The sequence below is a fragment of the Streptomyces sp. ALB3 genome (assembly GCF_044385685.1).
Classification (GTDB): domain Bacteria; phylum Actinomycetota; class Actinomycetes; order Streptomycetales; family Streptomycetaceae; genus Streptomyces.
Map to the genome: position 1 here is coordinate 413,097 of NZ_JBISCE010000027.1, position 25,481 is coordinate 438,577.

The following is a 25,481-nucleotide window of genomic DNA, read 5'->3' on the forward strand; positions in this document are numbered from 1 at the left end:
GGATGCCGAGGGGTCGCGTGTCTACGCGCGCGAAGCGCGCGGCGCCTCGGAGGCAGGGTCCCCCTGGCCCGTCACCGGCCGGCCCGCCCGGAGCTCGATCCTGTCTCCGGTGAAGCGCCCACGGAAGCTCCGGTCGTGCGAGACGACCACGACAGCTCCCGGGTACCGGTCGAGCGCGGCCTCCAGCTCCTCGACCAGTCCGAGCGCGATGTGGTTCGTCGGCTCGTCCAGGATCAGCAGATCCGCGGGACGGGTCACCAGCCGCGCCAGTGCGAGCCTGCGCTGCTGCCCGATGGAGAGGGCCGCCACGGGCACGCCCAGGTCCTCACGACGGAACAGGCCGAGGTCCAGCAGTTCGTCCTCGTACTCGTCGGGGAACCCAGGCCGCCCCGCGGCGAAGGTGGCCAGCAGGGTACGGCGGGTGGGCCTCACGGGGAGTTCCTGCGGGAGGTAGCCGATCCGGCCCCGCCGCACGACCGTGCCGACGTCGGGCACGAGGTCCCCGGCCAGGACGCGCAGCAGTGTGGTCTTCCCCGCGCCGTTGGGTCCGTCGACCAGCAGCCGCCGGCCCGGCTCGACGCGCAGGCAGGGCACGTCCAGCCGTTCACCGACGCGCACGGAGTTCAGCTCCGCCGACGGGCCCGGTCCGTCTTCCCCGCCGGCCGGGGATCCGGCCGCGCGGGCGAGGGCCAGGTCTGCGGTGAAGCGCAGCGGCCGGGGAGGCGCGGGGACGGGCGAGCGGCGCAGCGCCTCCAGTCGGGACCTGGCGGCCCTCACCTGGCCCGACAGCTTGGCTTCGTGCGACCGGCGGTGCTTGCCGAAGCCCTGCCCGGGATCCTTTCCGGCTCCCGCGAGGCGCCGGCCTGCCGCGCTCACCAGCTCTTCCGTACGAGCCAGATCGGCCAGCCATTCCTGGTGCTCCTGCGCCCAGCGGCGGCGCGCTGCCGCCTTCGCCGTGCGGTAGCCGTCCCAGCCGTCGCCGTACCGGGAGACGCTTCGCAGGTCGCGGTCGACCTCCAGGACCACGGTGGTGACCCGCTCCAGGAAGGCCCGGTCGTGGGTGACGGCGACCACGGTGCCCCGGTGGGCGCGGAGGTGGTCCTCCAGCCAGTGGACGGCCGTCGCGTCGAGGTGGTTGGTGGGCTCGTCGAGGAGGAGGAGTTCCGGGGCGGCGGCGAGTACACAGGCCAGGGCCAGCCGGGACTGCTCGCCGCCGGACAGGGTGCCGAGCCCGCGGTCCCGGCTGAGATGCCCGAGCCCGAGGCCGTGCAGGGCTGCCGCGGCCCTGGCGTCAGCCCGGTACCCGCCGCGTTCCTCGTACGCCGTCAGGAGGTCCCCGTAGGCGGCGAGCTGCACGTCGGCCGGGTCCCCGCCGGACATCTCCTCCTCCGCGGCGCGGATCGCCCGCTCGATGGCGCGGAGTTCGGCGAAGGCCTCGTCGACGGCGTCCTGGACCGTGCCCCGGGGATCGAGGGTGAGGGTCTGGGCCAGGTATCCGGTACCGCCCGGGAAGCTGACGGAGAGGTCACCGCTGTCCGGGGTCTCCACGCCGGCCATCAGCCGGAGCAGGGTGGACTTCCCGGAGCCGTTCTCGCCGATGACGCCGGCCTTCTCCCCGGGACGGACGGTGAGGGACACCTGGTCCAGGACGGACCGGTCACCGTACGCCTTGGAGACGTCGTTCATCGCCAGCTGGGCGCGGGGGTGCTGAAGAGACATGGGTGATTTCCCTGAAGTGGCATGCCCTCGGCAGCGCACACATCGCGTCGGACGCGGAAGCGCGTTGCGGGACAGGGGGTGTCGGACGGCGGGAAGGACGGCGGCGCACACGGGGTGACCCGGCGGTTCACGCGGCGACGGTCAGCGTCGCGCGGCGGCGTCCTGGCCGTGCGTCAGAGAAAGAAGTAGTACGAACCCATGCCGTCATTCTAACCATGCTGCGGCGGCTCCCGGCTGTCTCCGGGGGTTCCGGCGGCGTGGCCGGCCCCCTGGCACGCGGCATCGCCCCCGCGCCGGGCCGGCCCGGCGGAAAAGCGCGACGTCACGGCGACCGGCTCGCTCCCCCTCCTGCCAAGCGGCTGTTACTCCCCGCGGCCGCCCGTCGCGGTGCTCCCGTGCGGCAGGGCCGCTTCCTCGCCGCCGGGCGGCCTGCACAGCACGAGCACGGCCACGTCGTCGCGGCGGACTCCCCCGGAGAAGCTCTGGAGGTCGGCCTGGAGCGCGTGCAGGACCTGATCGGGCCCGCGTCCCACCCATTCGCCGAGCCGTTCGTCGAACGGGTAGAAGACCCCCGTCGCATCGCGCGCCTCGGTCACACCGTCGGTGAAGACCATCAGTGCGGAGCCCGGCGGAAAGCTGAGCCATTCCACGGCGCGCGGCTCGCTGCTGAGGTCGGCCATGCCCAGCGGTACGGAGGTCCGGTGCAGGGCGACGACGGACGCCGCCCCGTCGTGCAGCAGCCGCGGCGGCAGGTGGCCGCAGTTGACGGCCTGCACACGGTCGCTTCCGTCGAACCCGAGCAGCAGGGCGGTGACGAAGCGTTCCGTCTCACCCGTCTCGGCGGAGAAGGCGTTGTGCCGTACGACCGCGGCCTCGACGGCGTCGGCCACCGCGGTGAGTTCGGGCTCCCGGACGGCCGCCTCCCTGAACGCCCCGAGCGCGGCGAATCCGGCTCCGATCGCCGGCAGTCCCTTGCCCTGCACATCGCCGATGATCACGCGTGTCCCGTGGGGCGACTCCACGACCTCGTAGATGTCGCCGCCGACGAAGCGGTCCTCCTCCATCGGTTCGTAGAGGCCGTGGGCGCATACCTGCCGCGTGGTGACGGGGAGCGGACGCAGGATCTGGCGCTGGAGCGCGACGACCGCCGAGCGGAGCCTCGCCATTTCGACGGCGTGGCGGATGCGTGCGGCGCAGGCGACGACACCCAGAGCGCTGGCCAGGGCGGTGAAGCCGATGAGGAAGACGACGTCCCAGAAGGGGCCGGTCGAGGCGATCCGAGAGGCGACGACGACGAGGGTGACCCATACGGCCACAGCGGTGGTCTGGCGGACCGTGCAGAAGACCGAGGCCAGCGCGGGCAGCACCACGGTGAGCGGGATGAGAGGGAGGTCGTTGCCGGTGAAGGCGTCGAGCAGGACGATCAGCACGGTCAGCAGGACGATCCACAGCGCCAGCGCCCGGTTCCCGATCCTGGCGGCGCCCGCCGCGGCCTCTCCCGGGTCCGTGCCCGGGAGCGGTGGTCTGCGCGCCGCCGACGGACGCCGGAGCCCCATGACCACGGCATGCCTCCCGCCTGTCCGTCCCTAACGCCCCACGTGTTCCAAGCTACCCGTCCCCTGCTCCCGGGTCCTGACGTCGGTCGGTGGCGCCGCGCCCGCCGGAGCGTCCGCCGGGACGATCGTGGTGAGGAAGGAGGTCGTGCGGCGCAGGGTGAAGCCGAGGGATTCGTAGAGCCGGACGGCGGAGGTGTTCGACGCCGCGGCGTGCAGGAAGGGGACCTCCCCCCGTTCCCGGATCCCGTGGGCGACCGCCCTGACGAGGCGCGTCGCGAGCCCCTGACCGCGCACGGACTGATCGGTGCAGACGCCACTGATCTCGGTCGCACCCGGCGGGTGCAGCCGCTCCCCCGCCATCGCGACCAGGACCCCGGCGCGGCGGATGCCGAGATAGGTGCCCAGTTCGACGGTGCGCGGCAGGAACGGGCCGGGACGGGTGCGCCCCACCAGGTCCAGCATCTCCGGCACGTCTGCGGGACCGAGGAGGACGGCTTCCGGGTCGGGGGCGACGTCCACGGTGTCGTCGACCAACTGGACGCCCTCGGCGTGGAACACGATCTCCCAGCCGGCCGGCGGAGGCTCACGGAAGGCGGTGACGGTGACGGACGCGCCGACGCCCGCGAGCGCGGCGACGTCGGCCCAGTCCCGGGCCTCGGGGGCGTCGGGCAGGGCGAGCCAGGGCGTGACCTCCGGGTGGTAGCGCATGACGCGGCCCCGCCGCTGGGCGAAGCGGGCGTGCGGACCGGTCAGCGAGGCGCGGACGGGGTCGTCCAGCGGGTGGGAGGCGGCGGTCGCCGTCCCGGGGGCCGGCAACCGGGGTGTGGACGGGTCCGCGGCCCGTGGCGTGGGCCGGTGCGTGGACAGAGGGGTGGCCTCGGGCATGGGCGATCTCACTCCGGTCGGTAGCGGCGGGCGACGACAGGGGTAAAGGCCGGTTCGCCCCGCGCCTATTCCCGGGCCGGCGTTCCGTTCACGAGGGTGCAACATGAGCGGTGGCCGTGGCACGACGCCGGCGCCGCCGACGGGCGCGGTACGGCCGCCCCTGCCGGTCGGGCGAATCGCGCACCTCTGCACGGGATACCGCCCCACCCGGCGCCGGCCTGTGGCACTCTGGATACGGCCGCCCCACCGGGCTCCCCCGTACCGGTGGGGCGGTCCCATGCGCGCGCACGGTGCTCCACCGCCACGGCTGCGGGGACGATCACGACGCATACCGGCCGAATCCGCCGCGATCATGGCGCAAAACCGTTCTGTCGCGCATGAGTTGGGTGCCGTCGGGCAGGCGCCTACACCTCTGGTCCCACACAACCTGAGGAGCGTGACGGGATGACCGTGCACACTGCACAGACCGCCGGTGCGGAACGAGCAGGTGCCGCCGACGGACTTCCCTGGATCGAGGACGCCGGGCGGATCGCCCCACAGGACGCGCGCCAGCTGTCGAAGCTCTTCTTCGACCGCCTGAGGGTGCTCGAGGAGGGCACCGCCGAGTACCAGTACGCCCGCAACACCCTCATCGAGATGAACCTGTCCCTCGTGCGCTTCGCCGCCGGCCGCTTCCGCAACCGGGGCAGCGGCGACATGGAGGACATCGTCCAGGTCGGCACGATCGGTCTCATCAAGGCCATCGACCGCTTCGACCTGACCCGCGAGGTCGAGTTCACCTCGTTCGCCGTGCCCTACATCGTCGGCGAGATCAAGCGCTTCTTCCGGGACACCACCTGGTCCGTGCATGTGCCCCGCAGGCTGCAGGAGTTGCGGGTGGATCTCGCGAAGGCGAAGGAGGCCCTGGCTGCGGGCCTCGACCGGGACCCCACGGTGCGGGAGCTCGCCGAGCACCTCGGTATCCCGGAGGAGGAGGTCGCCGAGGGCATCGTCGCGGCCAACGGCTACACGGCGGGATCGCTCGACATGCCGGCCGACACGGGCGACCAGGTGGGCCGCGCGGCGGGCAGGCGCACCTACGCGGACGTGCTGGGCGAGCCCGACGCCGCCATGGAGGCCGTGGAGAACCTCCACACGCTCGCGCCGCTGCTGGGCGAGCTCGACGCGCGCGAGCGCCGCATCATCGACATGCGCTTCGGCCAGGAAATGACGCAGGCCCGGATCGGCGAGGAGCTCGGTATCTCACAGATGCACGTCTCCCGGCTGCTCAACCGCATTCTCGGCAAGCTGCGCAGCGGGATGTTCACAGAGGACTGACGCCACCCGGCCGGAGGCCGGCCCCGTCGTTCGACGGGGCCGGCCTCCGGCGTGTGTTGCGGCGGCATTGCAGCTTCGTGGCCGGCTGTGCGGCCTGCTTCCCTCCGGCACGAGCGGCGTCTACGGTCCGTGACCAGTACGCCGCCGCGCCCGCACGGACCTCCTCGGAACGACCGTGCGAGGCATGACATGAGCCAGCCCGTCCGCTCCGTCACCGCGTCCTGTTCGAGACCGGCCGGGTGGCCGCCCCGTACGGGAGTTGCTGACGGCGCGCGGCGGCCCCGCCCGATCGGACACTTCTCCCCTGGAGCGCCCATGAGTTCCCTGTCCCCGTCCGAAGCCGCGTACGACCTGAGGCGGCTGCGCCAGTGGGCGCGCGGCCGTGCGAGACCTGCGGGGATCGACCGTCGTGAGCTGCTGAAGCTGGTCGCCGCTGCCTCTGTCGCGGCCCCGCTGGTCCCGGCCGGCGCGGCCCCCGCCCATGCGGCTCAGTCGCCGGCGGGGGTGGTGAAGCCGTTGCCGCCGGAGCTGTTCACGGTGCGCGGCACCAACGCCGAGACGAGGTTCGCGGCGCTGCGGGAGACAGGACTCCTGACTCCCACCGACCGCTTCTTCGTCCGCAACCACACCTCCACCCCGGTCATCGACGCCTCGGACTGGAAGCTGACGGTATGGGGCGACGGTCTGTCCGGCGGCCCGGTGGACTTCTCGTACGAGGCGCTGCGCGCGCTGCCGGCCGTCACCCGCACGGCGTTCGTCGAGTGCGCGGGCAACGGCCGGAGTTTCTTCACCTCGCAGCAGGGCCAGCAGGTCAGCGGTACCGCCTGGACGCTGGGCGCGATCGGCACGGCGCGTTGGCGCGGCGTACGTCTCGCCGAGGTCCTGCACCGGGCGGGGATCGGCCGGCACGCGGTCGACGTGCTGCCACGCGGCCTGGACGCGGAGGTCGTCAGCGACGGGACGGCGCTCGGCCGGGTGCGCAGACCCCTGCCGGTGGCGAAGGCACTGGACGACGTACTTCTCGCGTACGAGATGAACGGCGAGCCGCTGCCGCCCGACCACGGCGCACCGGTCCGGCTGGTCGTGCCGTCCTGGGTGGGCATAGCGAACATCAAGTGGGTGGGTGACATCGAGGTGAGCGCGGAGCCACTGCTGAGCCCGTGGAACACGGGCCTGTACCGGCTCTTCGGTCCCGCGTACCCGCCGGAGGGCGGCGCGCCCCTGACCCGCCAGACCTTGAAGAGCGCGTTCGAGCTCGAGCCCGGTGCCTCGTTCGCCGCCCGTCGCAGGCATCTGCTCACCGGCCGGTCCTGGTCGGGCGGCCCGCCGGTGCGCTCGGTCGAGGTCAGCACGGACGGCGGCGCCCGGTGGCGTCCCGCACGGCTGCGTGACGAGCCCAGGGCCGGGAGCTGGGTCCGCTGGACCGCCGACTGGGTACCGGTGGAGGCGGGCCCGGGCGTTCTGCTCGCGCGGGCGACGGACCGCTCAGGCCGCACCCAGCCGGCGGCCACCGCTCCCAACACGCAGGGCTATCTCTTCGACGCGGTGGTGCGGCATCCGGTGACCGTGGTCTGACCGGCTACGCGGGGCGGCCCGCGTAGTAGGTGGCGATCATGTCCTGGCCACCGCGTCCGGCCGCCTCCGCGCGGGTGAACCGCTCGGCGGAGGCAGCGACCAGGTCGAGCCTCGCCCCGCACGCCCCGGCCGCGTCGAGGATCAGCCGGGCGTCCTTGAGCGCGGTGGAGAGGGCGAAGCTGGGGCTGAGATCACCGGAGAGCACCGCCGCCGACTTCCCCTGGAGGTACGGGGTGTCCAGCGGGCCGCCCTTCATCGCGTCCAGGAAGAGCTGCGGGTCGACCCCGAGACCCTCGGCGAGGTTGAGGCATTCCGCCACGCTGTTGACCATGTTGATCACCCAGGTGTTGGCGACGAGCTTGAGCCGGGTGGCGGCTCCCGGTTCCTCGCCGGCCCACACGGTGCGGTGCCCGATCGCGTCCAGGACGGGCAGTGCCGTGGCGCGGGCGCTGGAGGGCCCTGCGACGAAGACGGTGAGCGTGCCCTGCTCCGCGGGCTGCTTCGTGCCGGAGACCGGGGCGTCGAGGTAGACCAGTCCCAGTCCGGCGGCCCGGTGGACGAGGTCGGTCGTCGCGTCGAGGCCGACCGTGGAGGTCTGCAGCCAGACCTGCCCCGGTCGCAGGCCGGGGGTCGCTGTGGTGAGGGTCTCCGCCACGGACCGGCCGTCGTTCAGGGCGGTGAGGACGACGTCGGCACCCCGTACCGCTTCCTCGGGGGTGTCGGCCACGGTGGCGCCGTGAGCGGCCAGCGGCTCGGCCCTGGACCGCGTGCGGTTCCAGACCCGGACGGGGAGCCGGCCCCTGAGCAGGCTGCGGGCCATCCCGGATCCCATGATCCCGGTGCCGAGGACCGCGACGGTCGGCGTGCCGGGAGCGGCTTCTGCGGGGGATGCGGTGGTCATGGGGAGGTTCCCTTCGTCGGTGCGTGCGGTCGCGGGACCGGTGGGTCCCAAGACTGCCGCAGCGCGCTCTCCAGAACGGCGCGGTGCACGGCTCTGGCGAGTCGCGCGCCCCAGCGTGAACGCGGTCCCGCGAAGGGCTCTCCGGGCTGACCGCCCGGGTCCGGCGCGGCGACGCACACCGCGTCCGTCGGTGTCCCGGAGCAGTCCAGGCCGGCGTCCACCAGCGCCTGGACCTTCGCCTCGGTGGCGGTCGCCACCGCGTTGACCAGGGCGGCGTCGGAGAGCGCCACGGGGAGGGTGACGACGATGTTGACGGTTCCCGGTGGCGGTGGGCCGTCGGCACCCTCGGCCGGAACCGCCGCCCATCCCCGTACGCCGAGGCCGCCGGTGACGGTCGCGGTCACGCCTCCGTCGTCGGCGACGGTGTACGCGGTGACATCGGCGGCGGTCATCAGGCCCGCCCCCGGTCCGTCGAGCGCTTCGGCCGTCGCGATCTCCGCGAGGTGCCGGTCGGGGTCGAGCCGGGGGTAGCCGCCGGGCACCTGGGCGTTGAGTACCCACTCCCGCGGGCCGATCCCGCCGCCGAGCACGGCGCTGCTGCACACACGCCAGCCGGGTCCCAGCCGCCAGACCAGGTGGTGCAGTCCCAGGCCGCCTTCCCGCCGGACCCGCAGTTCCCCCCGCTGCCGGGGCAGGCGGATGTCGGTCGATCCGATGACGCACCCCCTGACAGGCTTGCCGACGGCCGGCAGCAGCGCGTCGATCATACGGGCGGGCCGGAGGCGCGCCTCAGGCGAGTCCTGGGGAGTGCTCACCCGAATGGCGTAACGCCTGCCGCGGGCCGGCACCCGCCTTAACCGGGGCCACCGCCCCGCACCGGTGGTCTCGGCCGCTCGCGGCCGGGGCCGGGAAGTTGCAGCCGCCATGCGGGTGAGGCGCGATGGAATCCGGACGCGCCTCCCCTGCTGGAACCGACCGCAGGACGCGCCCGGGCGAGGAGGAATCGGCCATGGGAGCCGCTGACGGTTTCACGGATTCCGGAGAACTCGACGGTCTGACCGTCTACGACAGCGACGGAGAGAAGGTCGGCACAGTGGGCCGGGTGTACGTCGACGACGACACCGGCAAGCCCGACTGGATCACGGTCAAGACCGGCATGTTCGGCATGAAGGAGAGCTTCGTACCGCTCGCGGGGGCCCGCCGGGTGGGTTCCGACCTGCACGTCTCGCATCCCAAGGACCGCGTCAAGGACGCCCCCCGGGTGGACGCGGACGCGCACCTCTCCGTGTCGGAGGAGGAGGAGCTCTACCGGCACTACGGCATGACCAGGAAGACCACCGGCCGCGGCGGGGCGGGTGGCGACGCGCCCACCACGTCCGGCACCGGGACGGCCGCCATGGGTGCCGCGGGTGCGGCCGGGGCAGCGGGCGGCGCGGCCGGAGCCGGCCGTACCGCTCCGGCCGGCCAGGCGAAGGCCACCGGCACCACCCCCGGCATGGGCACCACCGGTGCCGGCGCGGGCAGGCACCGCGACACGGAGACCTCCTCCACGTCACGTCCGCTCGCCGGAGCCGGAGCCGAGCGGTCCGCCGGCGGCCGGGACGAGATGATCCGCTCCGAGGAGCAACTCCAGGTCGGCACGGAGGAGTACGAGAGCGGGAAGGCACGCCTGCACAAGTACGTCGTGACCGAGAACGTCACCCGGACGGTGCCCGTGTCCCACGAAGAGGTACGCGTGGTGCGCGAACCCGTACAGCCGGGCGAGAAGGGAGTGGGCATGACCGGGCGGAGCGAACTCGGCGAGCAGGACGTCGAGGTCACTCTGCACGCCGAACGAGCCACCGTCCGCAAGGAGGCGGTCCCCGTGGAGCGGGTCCACCTCGAGACGAGCAGGGTCACCGAACAGAAGGAAGTCTCCGCCGAGCTCCGCAAGGAGAAGATCGACTACGCGGACGGCAAGGACACGGGCAGCGGCAAGGACATGGGCGGCGAGTTCGGCCAGGGACGTCGTCGCTGACCCCTCACACAGCGGCGAGAGGCCGCGCGGCACCAGCGAGGGGCGGACCCGGGCGGTCCACGGGCCCGCCCCCTCGTCGCACCGGAGCCGCCCGGGGGCGGCATCCCCCGGGAGGAACCGCGCCGAAGGGCGACCCCCAGATCCCTCCGGCGCCACCACGGCGCGTACGCGGTGGACGTCGGCGATGAGTTCCTCGGTGAGCACCTCCGAGGGCGTTCCGCCGGCCACCACGCGGCTTTCCCGCATGACCGTGCCCCGGTCGCAGAACATCGCGGCCGGATTCAGGTCGTGCAGCGCGGTCACGGCGGTGACGGGCAGCGCGGCGACCAGGGACAGCAGCTCCGCCTGGTGCCGGATGTCCAGGTGGTTGGCGGGTTCGTCCAGCAGGGGTTCACGCGGCGTGCCGGCGCCGTCGGGGCCCGTCCACCGGTACGGCGGGGTGTCAGCTCTCCGTACCGGCGGGACGTCCGGCGGGTCAGCGCTTGGGGCGAACCGATTCGCCGCAGTCGGTCCGCGGCTTCCCGCACCGGCGCGCGAGCACGGACACCGTGCCCCAGTAGGCGAGCAGGACGGCGCTCAGGCCGACGATCTCGAGCCGCTCGCCCAGACGGCCGCACGCTGCGGGCGCCTTGCCTCCCGCGCTCACCGGGGATCCGCCCGGCCGGTGTTCCAGGGGCCCTCGGGATCGTCGTACGCGTCCGCGTAGCCGGGTCCGGCGATCGGCCAGTCCGCGAACACCTCCTCGGGCAGTGCGAAGGAAGCGGCCAGTTCCGGGGCGTGCGCGGCGACGGCGGCGATCAGCTCCTCGGCCGTCTCCGGCAGTGCGTCGACCTGATCCCCGCTCAGGAGTCCGGCTGCCAGCAGGTCGCCGCTGTTGCGGGCCACCCACTCGACGGCGAACAGCCGCTCCAGCTCACCCAGCCGGTCCCGGGCGGCTCCCTCGGGCAGCGCGGCGCGTGCCTCGGCGTAGGCCTCGGCTGCCTGCCGGTAGGCCCAGGCCTCGACCCCCCGCAGGGCGGGGCCCGAGGCCGCGTTCCACCGCCCGAGGAGGTCAGCGTCCGGCGCCCGCAGCGCGCGGGCCCTGGCACGGGCGAACCAGATGTCCTGGACGGAGCCGAGCAGCCGGCCCAGGAAGCCCGGGTCGGCCAGGTCACCGGCGCACGGAGACCGGTCCGCGCTCTCGCCGCCGCCGGGCTCGGCCGCGAGGAGCATGTCGGCCGCCGCTTTGGCGTACAGGGCGATGTTGTCGCCCTCCGCGGTGATGGCCCCCTCCACGCCCGTGACGAGTTCGGTCATGCCGTTGTTCTCCAGCAGGGCCTGCGCGCCGCAGCGTTCACGGCTCTCGACGATGACGTCACGGGCCCGCCAGGTGATCCATGCCTTCGCCACGTCGACGAGTCTTCCCGCTTCCGCCCGGCCGTCCCCGTCCGTACAGGCCTCCCACCGTTCCTGCGCCCTGCGGTACAGCAGGCTCATGGCGAAGACCGTGGCCATGGCCGAAGCGAGGGGTCCGTGGTGGGACCGGTGGGTGCTCACGGGCACGGGCGGCTTCCCGCGGGCCCCGGAGATCAGCCGGTGACCGCCGTAGCGCACGGCGACCGCGAGGGTCGCGCGGGCCGAGCCCGCCGCACAGGCGCTCATGGAGATACGGCCCGGGGTGACACGTCCGATCGAGGTCAGGAAGCGCCGCCGCCTGTCTCCCGGCCCGGTCCTGAACTCCCCCGTGGTGTCTCCCTCCTCGCCGGACTCGAGCAGGGCGTCCCGCGCCAGGAGAAGCCGGTCGAAGGAGGTCAGGCAGTGGTCCACCGGGCTGCCCATCCGGGCGGGAAGCCGCCGCACCCGGACGCCGGGCAGTGCCTGCGCCTCATCGGTGAGCGGCACCAGGAAGAGGCGCACCCCGTGGTCGGCCCCGTCCGCGACCAGGCGCGCGGCGACCAGTCCGGACTTGGCCCCGCCCGCCGGGCTGGTGTTGGGCATGAACTTCTGCGCGCCGGCGTTCGGGGTGTGCAGGACGAAGCCGTCCCGCTCAGGGTCGTACGTCGCGGTGGTCTCCATGGCCGAGGCGTTGTTGCCGTGGGCCACCTCGGTACAGAGGAAGGTGCCGATACGCCGCATCGTCAGGTAGTCCGACAGATCGCGGCGGCCGACGCAGTCGTGATCGAGGAGGGTGCCGAGGAAGAGGTTGTAGTGGATGCCCGCCACGGTGGTCAGCGCGGGGTCCACCGGGCCGAGCCACGCGTGCAGGGCGGCCAGCGCGCGCGGGTCGGCCGCGAGGCGTGCGCCGCTGTCGAGCGACCGGTTGAGGATCCGCAACCGGTCGTAGGCACGTTCCAGTCGCTCCTCGGGCGTACCGCCGGGGGGGCGGCGGAACGGTTCTGTGCTGATCAGCCGCTGCCAGAACCCGTGCCGGCGGCGGAAGTCCGGACCGAGGAGGACGCCGGTCAGCAGGTCGGTGGTGGACGGTGGGACGGTGTCGGTAAGGGTCACGGTCATAACGGAATGAACGACCGGGGTACGGCTAGGACACCCTGGACACGTCACCGCTGCGGTACCGGCGCTCCGGTCGGGGCCTTCGCCGGCTGGACCCGCACCCCCGGCCGGAGCGAGGTGCCCTCGGTCGGTGGCCGCGGGAGCCGGGTCAGGGGGCGCCGGTGCCGCCTTCGTCGCCGTAACGCCGCTCGAACTTCGCTACCTGCCCCTCCGTGTCGACCACCCGGGCCTTTCCGGTGAAGAACGGGTGGCTCTCGGCGGAGATCTCCACATCGATGACGGGATAGCTGTTGCCGTCGTCCCAGTCGATGGTCTGCTCACTGGACGCGGTGGACCGGGTCAGAAAGGCGTACCCGGCGGAGCTGTCACGGAAGACCACGGGGCGGTACGGGGGGTGCTTGTCCTGCTGCATGGCTGCTCCTGGGGGTACGGGGTTCTCGCGTCCTGCTCCGTGCCAGCCAACCGAACGGCGGCGTCGGGCGCGATCCGGGACGTCCGTACGGAGCAGCGGACCTGCCCGCCTGCTCCGGGGCCGGAGCCGGCCGGAGCCATGTGCGGGAAGGTTCGCTCAGCCGGCCGTGGCCCCTTCGACGGCGTCCGCCACGAGCGAGAGGAAACGCGCGTGGCCCTGCGGGCTGCACAGCGGTTCCGGGTTCCACGGCACGACTCGCGCGCGCCGCCCGGTGGCCTCCCAGGCGGGAGCGGTCACCCCGTCGAGCGCAAGCGCGTGGGACCGGATGTCGGCCAGGACTATGCCGGGCTCCAGGGCAGCGGCCTCCGCCCAGTCGACGGTGGCCCAGTTGACCCCGGCCCCCTCCGGCGGGGAGACGAGGCCGGCTCCCAGCTCGGCCAGGACACGCAGCTCGGGCCACATCCTGGGCCGGGCGGCGTACGCCTGCTCCTGGCTCGCGGGCGACAGGGCCAGCACCCTGACCCCTTCCTTGGCGGCGCGGGTGGCCGCGCGGAGCCGCTCGCGGGCGGCGTGCAGCTCGGCGGTGGCGTCCGGGTCCTGCCTGCCGCCGAGCGAGAGGGCGAGTTCGGCGAACCGCTCGGCGACCCGGCCGAAGGTACGGGCCTGGCCCACATCGATCACGACGACCGGGACGCACTCCTCGAGGTGCTTGGCGGTGTCCGGGTCCAGCCCGTAGAGCTGGCCGTGTCCGTAACTGACGGCGACGACCAGGTCGGGTCCGCCGCGTAACAGCGTGTCCACGTCCAGGGCGTCGCCCGCACCCCGGTAGTCGACGGCGTCCAGCGGGAGCGCGCCTGTCTTCGCGCGGTCGGGTTCCGGTCCGTCGTGGCCGGACCCGAAGAGGCCTTCCGGGCGTATCCCGTAGTCCCACAGCGTCGCCCCCGCCTGGACGTACGCGAGCACCCGGGACGGCCGGCGGTCCGCCGTCACCAGCCGGCCACGGTCGTCCGCGAAGCTCCATGTGCTCTGCTCCGTCATTCCGCTCACCCCTCCGCGCCGGCGGCCCGGGCCCTCTCCCTGGCTCGCCCTCCACTACCTGCCCAGCCGACCCGCTCCACACCCTCCGTCGAGCGCCCCAGATAGGTGAGCGGACCCGGGTCGGGTACGTCGATCACCTGGAAGCCGAGCCGGTCGTAGAAGGCCCTGGCCGGAGCGTTCGCCGTCAGCATGGACAGATGGACGGCACGGACGCCCTTGCGGTGCAGCGCGTCGAGGAACGCGCCCATCAGCTCCCTGCCGTGGCCCCTGCGCTGCCACGGCGGCAGCAGGTCGATGTGCAGGTGTGCGGGGTGCTCGGCCAGCTCCGGAAGGACCATGCGTTCGGGGCGGTACAGCAGGGCCGTCATCTCCTCGGCGGGTGTCGCCGGTTCGCCCCCGGGCTCGGGGAAGCGGGCCGTCACCCGTGGGAGCCAGGTCTCGCGGAAGGCGTGCACGAACCGCCCCGTGTCCGCGGTCCCCAGGACGTAGCCGACCGCCCGTCCGGAGCCGTCGTCCAGGACGAAGGCCAGATCCGGTTCGAGGTGGGCGTACGGCTCGGCGAACAGTGCGGGCATCAGGCCGGGATCGGGACAGAGGTGCGTGCTGTCACCACCGTTGTCGGCCGTGCGGACGCAGATGTCCGCGAGGGCCTCCCGGTCGGCGAGCCGGTAGGGGCGTACGTGGGCGGTCCTGTCCATGGGCCCAGTCTCACGGCTTGGGAGCGCTCCCACAAGGCCCTGGGGCCGTCAGGGCGCCTCGCGGGCCCGGTGGCCCTCCGTCCGGGCCAGTTCGACGTTGAACTGCGCGCCGGTCAGGAGCGCCAGATTGGTGAACCAGATCCAGATCAGGAAGACGACCAGTCCGGCCAGCGAACCGTACAGCCGGCTGTAGCTGCCGATGTGGGTCGCGTACACGGCGAATCCGGCCGAGGCGACCAGCCACAGGAACGCCGCCAGCACCCCGCCCGGCAGCCCTCGCCGCACACTCCGCGCGGAGCGCGGCCCGGTACTGAAGAGGACCAGGATGAGGCAGGCGACCAGGCAGAGCATGACCGGCCACTTGAGGCCCTCCCACAGCGTCTCCCCCGCCTGGGCCAGCCCCGCCCGGCGGCCGAGCCACCGCGCCAGGGGCCCGGTGAGCACGAGAGCGAACGCACTGGCCATCAACAGGACGAGTAGTCCGACGGCCGAGGCCACGATGATGGGGGCCTGGCGCAGGGGCGGCCTGGTGTCCTTCACCTGGTGCATGGCGTGCATCGCCCGGCGGAAGACCGCCAGGTAGCTGGAGGCTGACCACACGGCGCTCACGCTGCCGGTGGCGACGAGCAGCCAGACGGCGGTGCGCTCGTGGGTGGCCGCCTCCAGCGGCCGGCGCAACGCCGCTCCGGACTCGGCCGGCGCGAAGGCCGTGATGTCGGCGATCAAGGCGTTCGTGGCCCCCGGATTGGCCAGGCCGATGACGGAGACGGTCACGAGGAGCGCGGGCAGCAGCGCCAGGATGGCGTAGTAGGTCAGGGCCGCCGCCCAGTCGGAGAGGTCGTCGTTCCACAGCGAGACGGGCGTCCGGCGCAGAGCGGCGCGCCAGCGCCTCGGCGCGGTGCGCCCTGCCGGGGACGCGGTTCGTTCCGCGGCGGGGTCGTCGGTCCTGCTGGGCACGCGGGCACTCCGTGGGGGTAGGGAAGGCGGACGGACGGGACGCCGTCACCGATGGCACGGCGTCCCGGCCGCCCCCTTTCTCTCATGCCTCCGTCGCCCGGGTGTACTCCAGGTGCGCTCAGTCGTTGACGGCGGTGAGCAGCACCACGGCGTCCTCCAGGGCCAGCAGTCCGTGCCGCTCCTGGGGGACGGGGTGCAGTCCGCCCGCCACGAGGTCCACGTCCCCGGACCCGGCGGTGAGCCGGACCGCTCCGCGCAGCACCTGCAGTGAGGCGGCGGGCGGCGCGTTGTGCTCGTCGAGGGCGGACCCCGCGGTGAGCGCGATCACCGTCTGGCGCAGCGGCTCCTGGCGCAGCAGCAGATGCGCGCTGCGTCCGTGCGCGTGGGCGCGGGCCGCGGCCAGGTGCTCGTCGGCAAGAGCGTTCAGATCATCCATACGACCACTGTGCCGCAGCCCCCGCTCCCCCGCTATCGCGTCCCGCGCAGCCAGACCGCCGTATCATCCGGCAGCAGGCCGGAGGGGGCCAGCGGGGCGCTGATCAGCAGCATCTCCTCGTGGTCGGGCATCGGCACCGGGCTCCCCGAGAGATTGACGACGCAGATCAGACCGTGTGTCCGCCGGAACGCGAGGACGCCCGGTGGCGCGGGAAGCCAGTTCAGCCGGCCGTCGGCGGTCTCGCCGGGCGCGGCGGCGAAGCCGGGTGTGCCGCGGCGCAGCCGCAGTGCCTCCCGGTAGAGGGTGAGCATGGATCCGGGATCGGTGCTCTGCCCGTCGGCGGCGTACGAGGACCAGTCCGCCGGCTGGGGCAGCCAGGGTTCGGTCGTGGCCCCGAAGCCCGCGTACGGCTCTCCGGCGGACCAGGGCAGCGGGACGCGGCAGCCGTCCCGTCCGGGGTCGGTGCCGCCGGAGCGCAGGTGCATCGGGTCCTGGATCCGCTCGCGGGGGATGTCGGCCTCCGGCAGTCCGAGCTCTTCCCCCTGGTAGAGGTAGACGGCGCCCGGCAGCGCCAGGGAGAGCAGGGCGGCCGCCCGTGCCCTGCGGGTGCCGAGCTCGAGGTCGGTGGGCGTGCCGAAGGCCTTGGCCGCGAAGTCGAAGCCGGTCGCCTCGCGTCCGTAGCGGGTGACCGTGCGGGTCACGTCGTGGTTGCACAGCGCCCAGGTGGCGGGCGCTCCCACCGGAGCGTGCTCGGCGAGTGTGTCGTCGATGGCGGAGCGCAGCAGCGCGGCGTCCCAGGGGCAGGCCAGGAAGTTGAAGTTGAAGGCGGTGTGCAGCTCGTCGGGCCTCAGATAGCGGGCGAAGCGTTCGGAGTCGGGAAGCCACACCTCGCCGACGAAGATGCCGTCGTACCGGTCGGCGATGGCGCGCCACGAGCGGTAGATGTCGTGGAGTTCGTCGCGGTCGACGTACGGGTGGGGGTCGGTCCCCTGGACGAAGTCGGGCAGGGCGGGGTCCTTCGCGAGCAGGGCCGCCGAGTCGATCCGCACGCCGGCGACGCCCCGTTCGAACCAGAAGCGCAGGACGACCTCGTGCTCCTGACGGACGGCGGGGTGCGCCCAGTTGAAGTCGGGCTGTCCCGGGGCGAACAGGTGGAGGTACCACTGCCCGTCGGCGACCCGGGTCCACGGGGTGCCGCCGAACCTCGAGACCCAGTCGTTGGGCGGGATCTCTCGATGCAAGTCGTTACGCGGCCGAGGGGCGCATCCCGGACCGCGTACCGCGTGGGCCGCGCCCCTACGGATTGACGTTGATCTTGAAGGTGGACGTGGTGTTCTTCACGTCCTGGGCGTTGCCGCTGAGCTTCAGCCCGTTGAAGGTGACCTCACCGACGGCAGGCCCCTGGCCCGCCTCCGGCATCTCGTTGGCCCACAGCCCGAAGCCGGACTTCGCGTCGAAGGCGTCACCGCTCTTGCGCGCGCCCGAGATCGAGACGTCGGTGAGCACGGTGTCCTTGATCGGGAACTGCGGCCGTCCTCCCACGTAGTTCGTCTGGAACATGATGCCGCTGTACGTCGGACCCACGATGTCCACGTGCGAGATCCGGATGCCCTGGAAGACCTTCGACGCCGAGAACAGCCAGATGCCGGGGAAGGTCTGCGACCCCCAGAAATGACCGCCGGAGCGCACCACCGACACGTTCTCGATCGCCGTGGGGCCTGTCCCGAACCCGTTCATCGGGTATCCGAAGTCCAGTGAACTGACCGTGACACCGGAGTACACGAGGTGTCGGCGACGAGGATGTTGCGGAAGGTGTTGTCGTAGCCGCCGTACACGGCCAGACCCGCGGCCCGCCAGGTGAGGAGGGAGGTGAGGTTCTCGTACACGTTGTTCTTCATGTCGGCGCCGCCGGCGTCGATCGCCGAGAACAGCGCGAAACTGTCGTCCCCGGTGGCCCGCGCCTCGTTGTTCACCACGTGGTTGTCCGTGGACCCGTTCGTCATGTTGACGCCGTCGGCGAACATGTTCCGGATCCGGGAGTTCCTGATCGTGACGCCGTCGGTGTTGGCCCCCCAGTAGAGGCACACCATGTGCTCGTTCCAGATGTTGTCGATCACGATGTCGGAGACGTTCGAGAAGTCGAACACCTTGCCGGGCCCGTCGATACGGGACGTGTAGTTGCCGAAGTACGCGAAGTCCGAGAACGACGAGCCCTTCGCACTGCCTTCGGCGCGGAAGCCGATGTCGGTGTTGTCCTGCGTCGACGGGGCACGGAACCGCGTGAACCAGGGACCCGCGCCGACGACCTTCACGGCCTTGCCGCACACCTGGAACTTACTGGAGGTGGAGTAGTCGCCGGCCGGCAGGTAGACGCCCACGAGCGTGCCCGTGGTGTCCATCCGGACCTTGTCCAGGGCGTTCTGTACGTCCTGGTGGGTGAAGCCGGCGGGCACGGTGTAGGTGGCCGGGTCCGGGTTCGCCCCCTGGGACGCCTGCTCCAGGCTGACGAAGTCGATCGCGTAGGTGCTGGTGTTGGCGGCGTCCTTCTGCAGCCTGATCCGGCTTCCCGCCGGGACGGTCCTGCCCAGCATGACGTTCGCCTCGTCGTAGATGGGTGCGCGTGGCCGGGACGGGGATCCGGACCTCGTTGGAGTTGCCGGGGCCGAAGGTGTAGGCGGCCGAGGTCTTCAGGGTCGAGAAACTGGTCCCGTCGGCGCTGCCCTGGAGCGAGAGGGTCTGCTGTCTGCTCTCCCACCCCGCGGGGAGCTTGAGCCGCACTTCGTCGACCCGGGCGGCCGAGCCGAGGTCGGTCTGCACCCACTGCGGGAGCGTGCCGCCTGTCCCCTCCCAGTACGTCGCCTGGTCGCCGTCCGTCACGTTCCGTGCGACGTACTCGCTGCCGGCACTGCTCGCCGCCGCGGCACGGCCTGCGGCGATGTTGGGCCCGTCGGCCGCGGCAGCGGTGAACGACGGCCATCCGATCATCAGAAGACTGGTCGTGACCACAGCGGACAGGGCCCGCCATCTCCAGCGTTGGGTTGTCATACGTCCCCGATCTTCAGCCTCGGCGCGGTGGACGCCAAGGGCGCGGCTCTGTCACCCGGGCTCTGCGGACTCGTTCCTGCGTCCACTGAGCCGTGTTTTGCGCTTGGCAGTCAGAGAGTTGCAGAGAATGGTCGAAGCGTCCACGGCTGGGACAGAAACCGGAACATGAGGACGTGGAGTGTTGGGGCCCCGGTCCGGCCCCTACACGCCCTTCTTCGGGCCGACTGGCGAACCGCGTCACTCATGAAAGGCGGACGAAAGAGCCGTACGTTTTTTGCTCACTTCCGTGAGCCGCGCGAAAGTGCCTGTTCCATGGCACAGCGAAGAGCGGGGCCCGCGACGCGCGGGCCCCGCCCGGGAAACAGGCCGGCGGAAGGCCGGTGGTCAGAGACCGCCGGTGTGGAGGAGCCGGTCGGGTGAGCCGGAGCCCAGGCCCGTCAGGACGTCCGGGGTCGCCTCGGCGGCCAGCCAGTCGGCGACCTCCTGCGGCGCGGCGTCGGGGTTCTGCTCCTTGTACAGCGCCGCGGCACCGGCGACGTGCGGGCTCGCCATGGAGGTCCCGCTGAGAGTCGTGGAACCACCGCCGAGGTTCGCGGACACGATGTCCACGCCGGGGGCGTACAGCCCGACACAGGTGCCCCAGTTGCTGAACGTCGCCTGCCGGTCCTGGTCGTCGCTCGCGCCGGCCGCGAGCACCCCGTCGGCGCGCGCCGGGGAGACGTCGCAGGCGTCCTGGTCCTCGTTGCCCGCCGCGACCACGGGCAGGGTGCCCTCCGCCGCGAGGGCGTCGAACGCGTCGTCGACGGCCGAAGACGCGGGACCGCCGAGGGAGGCGTTGACCACGGCCGGCTGTTCCGCGTTCCGGGCGATCCAGTCGAGGCCGGCGATGATGCCTGCCCACGTGCCCGAGCCCTCGCAGTTCAGCACCCGCACCGGCACCAGGGAGGCGGCGGGCGCGACACCGTACGTCGCGCCCGCCACGGTCCCGGCCACGTGGGTGCCGTGACCGTTGCAGTCCTCGCCGTCGCGGCCGTCACCGATCGCGTCGTAGCCCGTGCCCACCCGGCCGCCGAACTCGCTGTGCGCGGACTCGATGCCGGTGTCGAGGATGTACGCGGTCACGCCCTGGCCCGTGCCGTCCACGTCGTACGTGCCGTCCAGCGGCAGACTCCGCTGGTCGATGCGGTCCTGCCCCCAGCTCCCGGCCACGGCCCGCTTCCCGGCGGTCCCGACGGCCGGCGGCGAGACCGAGGCCTCACTGTTCTCCTCGACGGCCTGGACCCCCACCGCGCCCCGTACCTGCTCGAGCTGAGCGGCTGTGAGGGAGGCGGCGAAACCGTGCAGGACCTTGCTGTAGGTGAAGAGGGTACGAAGACCGAGCTGCTCGGCCATGGCGTCCGGCTTCTGCTCGGGCGAGAGGGTGACGATGTACTGACCGGGCACGGCCCGGGCCGACTTCTGCACCGGCACAAGGGTCTCGCCGGTGTCGGCCGTGGCCGTGGTGGTGCCGGTCAGGGGGGCGATCAGCAGTAGAGCGGCCGGTGCCCAGCGGGCGCGCAGGCGCATGCGTTCTCCCATGGTGTGGAGGAGCGGTTCGCGGACCTGCCAGGTCCGCGAAGTACGAACACCTGACCCTTCGTCCACATCCCCGGCGCGCCTGAGCCGCGTCATCCGGACAGCGCAACGATCGGTACTGGGGGCAGGCCCATTCGGCCGATCGGATGAAAGGTTTCACTCTTTCTGCGAGCAACAACCTGACCACGCCCGGGGAGCACGGCGCCGGCGCACACCTCACGCCCCCACCAGGAAGGCGAAGACAGCCTTGTCGCGCAAGAGCTGCCGACGGGCACGTGACACAACCCTGGCCCCTCCGAGGTGAAACGGTTCATTCGCGCATACCGCCACGGAACCGCATAGCGTCCGGCAGAAGGCGAGCGTGCGGCACCACCACCGCCACTGCCGCGCCCGTCGCCGCCTCCGGACTTCGCGGCCCCGACCGACGGACGCCGGACCGGGACGCCCTGGAGGACGGAACCTGTCCTACAGGGCGCCTAGCCTGTGTATCGAGGACCTGGGGCACCCGATGCGTCCCGGGAGACCCGAAGGAGGCGTCACGACTGTGGCCGACGACACCGCTCCCGGCGCGGAGCCGCTGTTCTTCGAGCGGTCCGGGGATCTGGAGCGATGGCTGGAGGAGCACCACAGGGCCTTCTCCGCCCTGTGGCTGAGGATCGCGAAGAAGGGCTCGGGCATCACTTCCGTCACGGCCTCCGAGGTCATCGACGCCGCGCTCTGCTATGGATGGATCGACGGGCAGCGCAAGTCCCTCGACGCGACGTGCTACCTCCAGCGGATCTCGCCCCGCAGGCCGGCAAGCCCGTGGTCCCTCGTCAACGTACGGAGGGTGGAGGCGCTGACGGCCGCCGGCCGGATGCGGGAGCCGGGACTCGCCGAGGTGCGGGCCGCGCGCGAGGACGGGCGATGGGAGACGGCGTACCCCTCCCAGAAGGAGGCCACCGTCCCCGCCGACCTCGCCGCCGCGCTGGCCGGAGCCCCACGGGCGGCGGAACGCTTCGGGCGGCTCGGCAGGACGGACCGCTATCTCGTGATCCTGCAGCTCCTCAGAGCGAGGACTCCTGGCCTCAGGGCCGCACGCCTGGAACGCATGGTGACGAGGCTGGTGTCGGGCGACAAGGTCCCCTGACCGCTGCCGCCACTCGTCAGGCGGCGCGGAACCCGAGGAGCTCCGGCTTCGTCGCCAGCGAGGCGAACCGCCCGGCAGGGTCCGGGACGAGCCGACGCGCCGTCAGGTCGAGGAGGCCGCCCACCCCTGCGATCTCCGCGGCGACCGTGCCGTCCTCCTTGACGATCCGCTGCCGGATCTCGAAGGTCTTGCCCGCGCTGTGGAAGAACTCGCAGCTCACACGCACCCTGTCCCCGCCCCGCAGTTCCCGCAGGTACTTCACCGTCACTTCCAGCTGCACCGGTCCGACGCCGTCGGCGAGCAGTTTCTCCTGGGCCAGTCCGGCCTCCCGGAGGAGCTCCCATCGGGCGTGCTCGGCGTACTGAAGGTATACCGCCTGGTTGAGGTGGCCCTGGGTGTCGAGCTCGTAGCCGCGCACCGTCACATCGACGAAGTAGGTCATGCCCACCGGAACGCGTGCGCGGCCACCCCTCATTCCTCTCCGGCCCGGTTCGCGCACCCTCTTTACGGACCTGTCATGCACCGGTAACTTCCTGCGTGCAAGAGATTGCAGAAAGCTTCCGACAGGCCTTGCCTCCTCGGAACGTACTGCTCGCCCGAACCCCGAGGCGCGTCCGGGTTCTCCGGCGGGAATACCGCAACCGCTCGCGGAGCGGCTGCGCTGTCGGCAGCCGCGGTCCACCCGTCCGCGGCCCTCCCCTGGAGAAGCACGCATGAGACGCACCCTTGTCCGGCTGCTCGGACGCCCCGCGGCTGCGGCCGTCACGGCGGCCGTGTTGTTCGGACCACCGGCCCCGGCTCCCGGGCCCTCCGCTCCTCGGCCGGCTGTGCCCGTAGCCGCCTCCCAGTCCACCGCCACCGTCTTCTACTACACGAAGACCAGGAACTGGTCCGCGTACCGGCTGCACTACGCGCCCGACGGCGGATCCTGGACGACCGCGCCCGGTGTGGTCATGGAACCCGCGTGTACGGACTGGGTGAAAGGGACCGTCGCTCTCGGCGGCGCCGCCGGACTGACCGCGACGTTCAACGACGGCTCCGGTGTGTGGGACAACAACGCCGGCGAGAACTACGCCCTGGGCACCGGAGCCGTCACGGTCAAGGAGGGTGTGGTGGCCCACAGCGACCCCTGTGCGGGGAGCGGAACGGACGACCCCGCGGAGGGCGGCGCGGCGTCGGTCTACTACTCGACCGCCACGGTCGGCTGGACGACCACCAATCTTCACTACCGCCCGGCGGGCGGCTCCTGGACGACCGTGCCCGGCGTGGGTATGGAGCCCGCCTGCACCGGCTGGGTGAGGAAGTCCGTGGACCTCGGCACCGCCCGGTCCATGCTCGCCGCCTTCAACAACGGCAACGGCGTCTGGGACAACAACAACGGCGGGGACTACACCCTCTCCCCCGGCCTCACCACGGTGAAGGACAGGAAGGTGACCACCGGCGCCGGGGACCCCTGTGCGGCCGCGACACCGGATACGCAGGCGCCCACCGCCCCGGCCAGGGTGTCGGCGAGCGCGGACGGGGTGTCCGTCGTACTGACCTGGGACCCCTCCACCGACGACAAGGGGGTGACGAGGTACCAGGTGACGCGGACCGGCGGCAGCAAGGGCACACTGGTCACCGACGTCGGGTCGACGGTGTTCTCGGACACCGGACTCGAGGCCAGGACCGCCTACAGCTACACCGTGAGGGCCGTCGATGCCGCGGGGAACGTCTCGCCGGCCTCCGCCACGGCCACGGTGGCCACCGGGGAGGAGGCGGAGGCTCCGGCTCCGGGAAGACCGCTCGGCACCGACCCCCGCAAGGATCCGGTCTACTTCGTCCTCACCGCCCGCTTCAACGACGGTGACACCGCGAACAACCGGGGCGGCAGCCAGCACGTGAAGTCGGGCAACGCGGCGAACGACGATCCGATGTTCCGTGGCGACTTCAAGGGACTGGTCGACAAGCTCGACTACATCAAGGGCCTCGGCATGTCCGCCGTCTGGATCACCCCCGTGGTCCTCAACCGGTCCGACTACGACTACCACGGTTACCACGGCTACGACTTCTACGAGGTCGACTCCCGGCTGGAGTCCGCCGGAGCCTCCTACCAGGACCTCATCGACGCGGCCCACGCCAAGGGCATGAAGATCTACCAGGACGTCGTCCACAACCACTCCTCCCGCTGGGGAGCCAAGGGCCTGTTCACCCCGAAGGCGTACGGAGTGCGCGACGCCCAGTGGGGCTGGTACTACGACGAGAAGAACGACGGCTTCGAGTACGACGGCCTGACGGTCGAGACCAAGTCGGGGAAGTCGTACTACAACGGCGACCTGTGGTCCACGGCCGAACCTTCGGGGAACACCTGTGTCAACTGGGGCACCCCCACCCAGCACACCTCCCCCGAGGGCTACCGGATCTACAACTGCCAGTGGCCCGGCCCCACGTCGGGCATGTTCCCCAAGGCGCTCTACCACAACTGCTGGATCGGCAACTGGGAGGGCGAGGACTCCCGGTCCTGCTGGCTGCACGACGACCTCGCCGACTTCAACACCGAGAGCGCCCCCGTCCAGAACTACCTGATCGGCGCCTACAACAAGTACATCGACATGGGTGTGGACGGGTTCCGCGTCGACACCGCCGTGCACATCCCCCGCACCACCTGGAACCGCCGTTTCCTTCCCGCCATCCAGGAACGCGTCACCCAGCGGTTCGGCGCCGGGGCCGCGAAGAACTTCTTCGTCTTCGGCGAGGTCGCCGCCTTCGTCAACGACAAGTGGAACCGCGGCTCGGTCAACCACTCCGCGCAGTTCTACACCTGGAAGGAGCGCAAGGAGTACGCCGCGGACGACGAGAAGGCAGCCCTCGAGATGTACGGCTACGAGCAGCAGCAGGGCACCGGTTCCCAGCCGGTGTCCGACAACGCCTTCCTGAGGGGAAACGACTACCACGTCCCCGATCACAGCCGGTTCTCCGGGATGCACGTCATCGACATGCGCATGCACATGAACTTCGGTGACGCGAACAACGCCTATCACAACGGCAAGGACTCGGACGACAGTTACAACGACGCCACCTACAACGTCGTGTACGTCGACAGCCACGACTACGGTCCCAACAAGAGCAGTGAGCGGTACGCGGGGGGCACGGACGCCTGGGCCGAGAACATGTCGCTGATGTGGACGTTCCGTGGCATCCCCACGCTGTACTACGGCTCCGAGACGGAGTTCCAGGCGGGCAAGAAGATCGACTGCGGGCCGGTCTGCCCGCTGGAGACGACCGGCCGGGCGTACTACGGCGGCCACCTCGCGGGCGACGTGAAGGCGTCGGACTTCGGCACGGTCGCCTCGGCGACCGGTCCGGTCGCCGACACCCTGGCGAAGCCCCTGGTCAGGCACGTGCAGCGGCTCAACCAGATCCGCCGGGCGGTGCCCGCCCTGCAGATGGGGCAGTACTCCACGGAGGGCATCACGGGTTCGATGGCGTACAAGCGCCGCTACACCGACACCGCGAGCGGCACGGACAGCTTCGCGCTGGTGACCGTCTCCGGCGGAGCCACGTACACGGGCGTCCCGAACGGGACCTACAAGGACGCAGTCACCGGTGACACCCGCGTGGTGACGGGCGGCACGCTCGCGGTCCCGGCACCGGGCAAGGGGAATCTGCGGGTGTACGTCCTCGACCTCGGCGGCCGTAACGCGGCCCCGGGGAAGGTCGGCGCGGCAGGTCCCTACCTGAAGTGAGCCGTG

At 71.9% G+C, this 25,481-nt stretch carries 19 protein-coding genes and 4 pseudogenes; 5 read left to right on the plus strand and 18 right to left on the minus strand.

The features are described from left to right. Nucleotides 1-21 precede the first annotated feature (21 nt). From abc-f to ACHFIV_RS17025, 3 genes are all read right to left on the minus strand, one after another. Complete coding sequence (abc-f, locus tag ACHFIV_RS17015) at nucleotides 22-1,719, minus strand: ribosomal protection-like ABC-F family protein (protein WP_398969155.1); 1,698 nt, start codon at nucleotides 1,717-1,719, stop codon at nucleotides 22-24. Between the two features lie 362 nt (nucleotides 1,720-2,081). Next, entirely contained in the window at nucleotides 2,082-3,275 is a 1,194-nt protein-coding gene (locus ACHFIV_RS17020; protein WP_398969157.1) for a PP2C family protein-serine/threonine phosphatase, read from the minus strand. Nucleotides 3,276-3,305: 30 nt separating this feature from the next. Further along, on the minus strand, nucleotides 3,306-4,160 hold the full coding sequence (locus ACHFIV_RS17025) for a GNAT family N-acetyltransferase (protein WP_398969159.1): 855 nt from the start codon (nucleotides 4,158-4,160) through the stop codon (nucleotides 3,306-3,308). A gap of 444 nt (nucleotides 4,161-4,604) precedes the next feature. Between ACHFIV_RS17025 and ACHFIV_RS17030 the strand changes: the two genes are divergently transcribed. Together ACHFIV_RS17030 and ACHFIV_RS17035 are read left to right on the plus strand one after the other, a co-directional pair. Then, nucleotides 4,605-5,477 (plus strand): SigB/SigF/SigG family RNA polymerase sigma factor, encoded by an 873-nt coding sequence (locus tag ACHFIV_RS17030; protein WP_398969162.1) that lies wholly within the window; start codon nucleotides 4,605-4,607, stop codon nucleotides 5,475-5,477. A 315-nt stretch (nucleotides 5,478-5,792) separates the two neighbouring features. After that, nucleotides 5,793-7,052 carry a sulfite oxidase gene (locus ACHFIV_RS17035; protein WP_398969164.1) on the plus strand — a complete coding sequence of 420 codons (1,260 nt, stop codon included), beginning with the start codon at nucleotides 5,793-5,795 and terminating at the stop codon, nucleotides 7,050-7,052. A gap of 4 nt (nucleotides 7,053-7,056) precedes the next feature. On the opposite strand, the gene ACHFIV_RS17040 is transcribed toward ACHFIV_RS17035, so the two are convergent. Continuing rightward, nucleotides 7,057-7,953: an NAD(P)-dependent oxidoreductase gene (locus ACHFIV_RS17040; protein ID WP_398969167.1), complete on the minus strand. Its 897-nt coding sequence runs from the start codon at nucleotides 7,951-7,953 to the stop codon at nucleotides 7,057-7,059. Next, nucleotides 7,950-8,720, minus strand: a complete 771-nt coding sequence (locus tag ACHFIV_RS17045; RefSeq protein ID WP_398969719.1) for an adenosylcobinamide amidohydrolase — start codon at nucleotides 8,718-8,720, stop codon at nucleotides 7,950-7,952. The genes ACHFIV_RS17040 and ACHFIV_RS17045 overlap by 4 nt, the downstream gene beginning before the upstream one ends. Before the next feature lie 242 nt (nucleotides 8,721-8,962). Between ACHFIV_RS17045 and ACHFIV_RS17050 the strand changes: the two genes are divergently transcribed. Next, the gene (locus ACHFIV_RS17050) at nucleotides 8,963-9,970 is read left to right on the plus strand and encodes a PRC and DUF2382 domain-containing protein (protein ID WP_398969170.1); all 1,008 of its coding nucleotides are present in this window, start codon (nucleotides 8,963-8,965) and stop codon (nucleotides 9,968-9,970) included. Nucleotides 9,971-10,078: 108 nt separating this feature from the next. On the opposite strand, the pseudogene ACHFIV_RS17055 reads toward ACHFIV_RS17050, so the two are convergent. The 12 genes and pseudogenes from ACHFIV_RS17055 to ACHFIV_RS17110 form a co-directional block, all read right to left on the minus strand. Beyond that, nucleotides 10,079-10,378 (minus strand): annotated as a pseudogene (locus ACHFIV_RS17055) (ABC transporter ATP-binding protein); the annotation flags it as partial. 67 nt (nucleotides 10,379-10,445) lie between these two features. Further along, nucleotides 10,446-10,616, minus strand: a complete 171-nt coding sequence (locus tag ACHFIV_RS17060) for a hypothetical protein (protein WP_398969173.1) — start codon at nucleotides 10,614-10,616, stop codon at nucleotides 10,446-10,448. Then, nucleotides 10,613-12,463: an acyl-CoA dehydrogenase family protein gene (locus ACHFIV_RS17065; protein ID WP_398969174.1), complete on the minus strand. Its 1,851-nt coding sequence runs from the start codon at nucleotides 12,461-12,463 to the stop codon at nucleotides 10,613-10,615. Before ACHFIV_RS17065 ends, ACHFIV_RS17060 begins: the two co-directional genes overlap by 4 nt. Nucleotides 12,464-12,608: 145 nt before the next feature. Next, nucleotides 12,609-12,872 carry a type B 50S ribosomal protein L31 gene (locus tag ACHFIV_RS17070; protein WP_398969176.1) on the minus strand — a complete coding sequence of 88 codons (264 nt, stop codon included), beginning with the start codon at nucleotides 12,870-12,872 and terminating at the stop codon, nucleotides 12,609-12,611. Nucleotides 12,873-13,028: 156 nt separating this feature from the next. Next, nucleotides 13,029-13,910 carry an ABC transporter substrate-binding protein gene (locus tag ACHFIV_RS17075; RefSeq protein WP_398969177.1) on the minus strand — a complete coding sequence of 294 codons (882 nt, stop codon included), beginning with the start codon at nucleotides 13,908-13,910 and terminating at the stop codon, nucleotides 13,029-13,031. Nucleotides 13,911-13,915: 5 nt separating this feature from the next. Continuing rightward, nucleotides 13,916-14,608, minus strand: a complete 693-nt coding sequence (locus ACHFIV_RS17080) for a GNAT family N-acetyltransferase (protein WP_398969179.1) — start codon at nucleotides 14,606-14,608, stop codon at nucleotides 13,916-13,918. 48 nt (nucleotides 14,609-14,656) lie between these two features. Further along, nucleotides 14,657-15,565, minus strand: a complete 909-nt coding sequence (locus tag ACHFIV_RS17085; RefSeq protein WP_398969181.1) for a YihY/virulence factor BrkB family protein — start codon at nucleotides 15,563-15,565, stop codon at nucleotides 14,657-14,659. Between the two features lie 118 nt (nucleotides 15,566-15,683). Further along, complete coding sequence (locus tag ACHFIV_RS17090) at nucleotides 15,684-16,001, minus strand: cupin (protein WP_398969184.1); 318 nt, start codon at nucleotides 15,999-16,001, stop codon at nucleotides 15,684-15,686. 32 nt (nucleotides 16,002-16,033) lie between these two features. After that, a pseudogene (locus ACHFIV_RS17095) lies at nucleotides 16,034-17,233 on the minus strand (alpha-amylase family glycosyl hydrolase); the annotation flags it as partial. Nucleotides 17,234-17,297: 64 nt separating this feature from the next. Next, nucleotides 17,298-18,616 (minus strand): annotated as a pseudogene (locus ACHFIV_RS17100) (glycoside hydrolase family protein); the annotation flags it as partial. Between the two features lie 25 nt (nucleotides 18,617-18,641). Further along, nucleotides 18,642-19,046, minus strand: a pseudogene (locus tag ACHFIV_RS17105) (discoidin domain-containing protein); the annotation flags it as partial. A gap of 384 nt (nucleotides 19,047-19,430) precedes the next feature. After that, nucleotides 19,431-20,612: a S8 family peptidase gene (locus ACHFIV_RS17110; protein WP_398969721.1), complete on the minus strand. Its 1,182-nt coding sequence runs from the start codon at nucleotides 20,610-20,612 to the stop codon at nucleotides 19,431-19,433. 553 nt (nucleotides 20,613-21,165) lie between these two features. Here ACHFIV_RS17110 and ACHFIV_RS17115 point away from each other — a divergent pair. After that, the gene (locus ACHFIV_RS17115; protein WP_398969186.1) at nucleotides 21,166-21,750 is read left to right on the plus strand and encodes a YdeI family protein; all 585 of its coding nucleotides are present in this window, start codon (nucleotides 21,166-21,168) and stop codon (nucleotides 21,748-21,750) included. A 16-nt stretch (nucleotides 21,751-21,766) separates the two neighbouring features. Here ACHFIV_RS17115 and ACHFIV_RS17120 read toward each other — a convergent pair whose 3' ends face one another. Beyond that, on the minus strand, nucleotides 21,767-22,192 hold the full coding sequence (locus ACHFIV_RS17120; RefSeq protein WP_398969187.1) for an acyl-CoA thioesterase: 426 nt from the start codon (nucleotides 22,190-22,192) through the stop codon (nucleotides 21,767-21,769). Nucleotides 22,193-22,463: 271 nt separating this feature from the next. Here ACHFIV_RS17120 and ACHFIV_RS17125 point away from each other — a divergent pair, with 271 nt between their 5' ends. Then, nucleotides 22,464-25,475 carry a carbohydrate binding domain-containing protein gene (locus ACHFIV_RS17125; protein ID WP_398969190.1) on the plus strand — a complete coding sequence of 1,004 codons (3,012 nt, stop codon included), beginning with the start codon at nucleotides 22,464-22,466 and terminating at the stop codon, nucleotides 25,473-25,475. The last annotated feature ends 6 nt before the right edge of the window (nucleotides 25,476-25,481 follow it).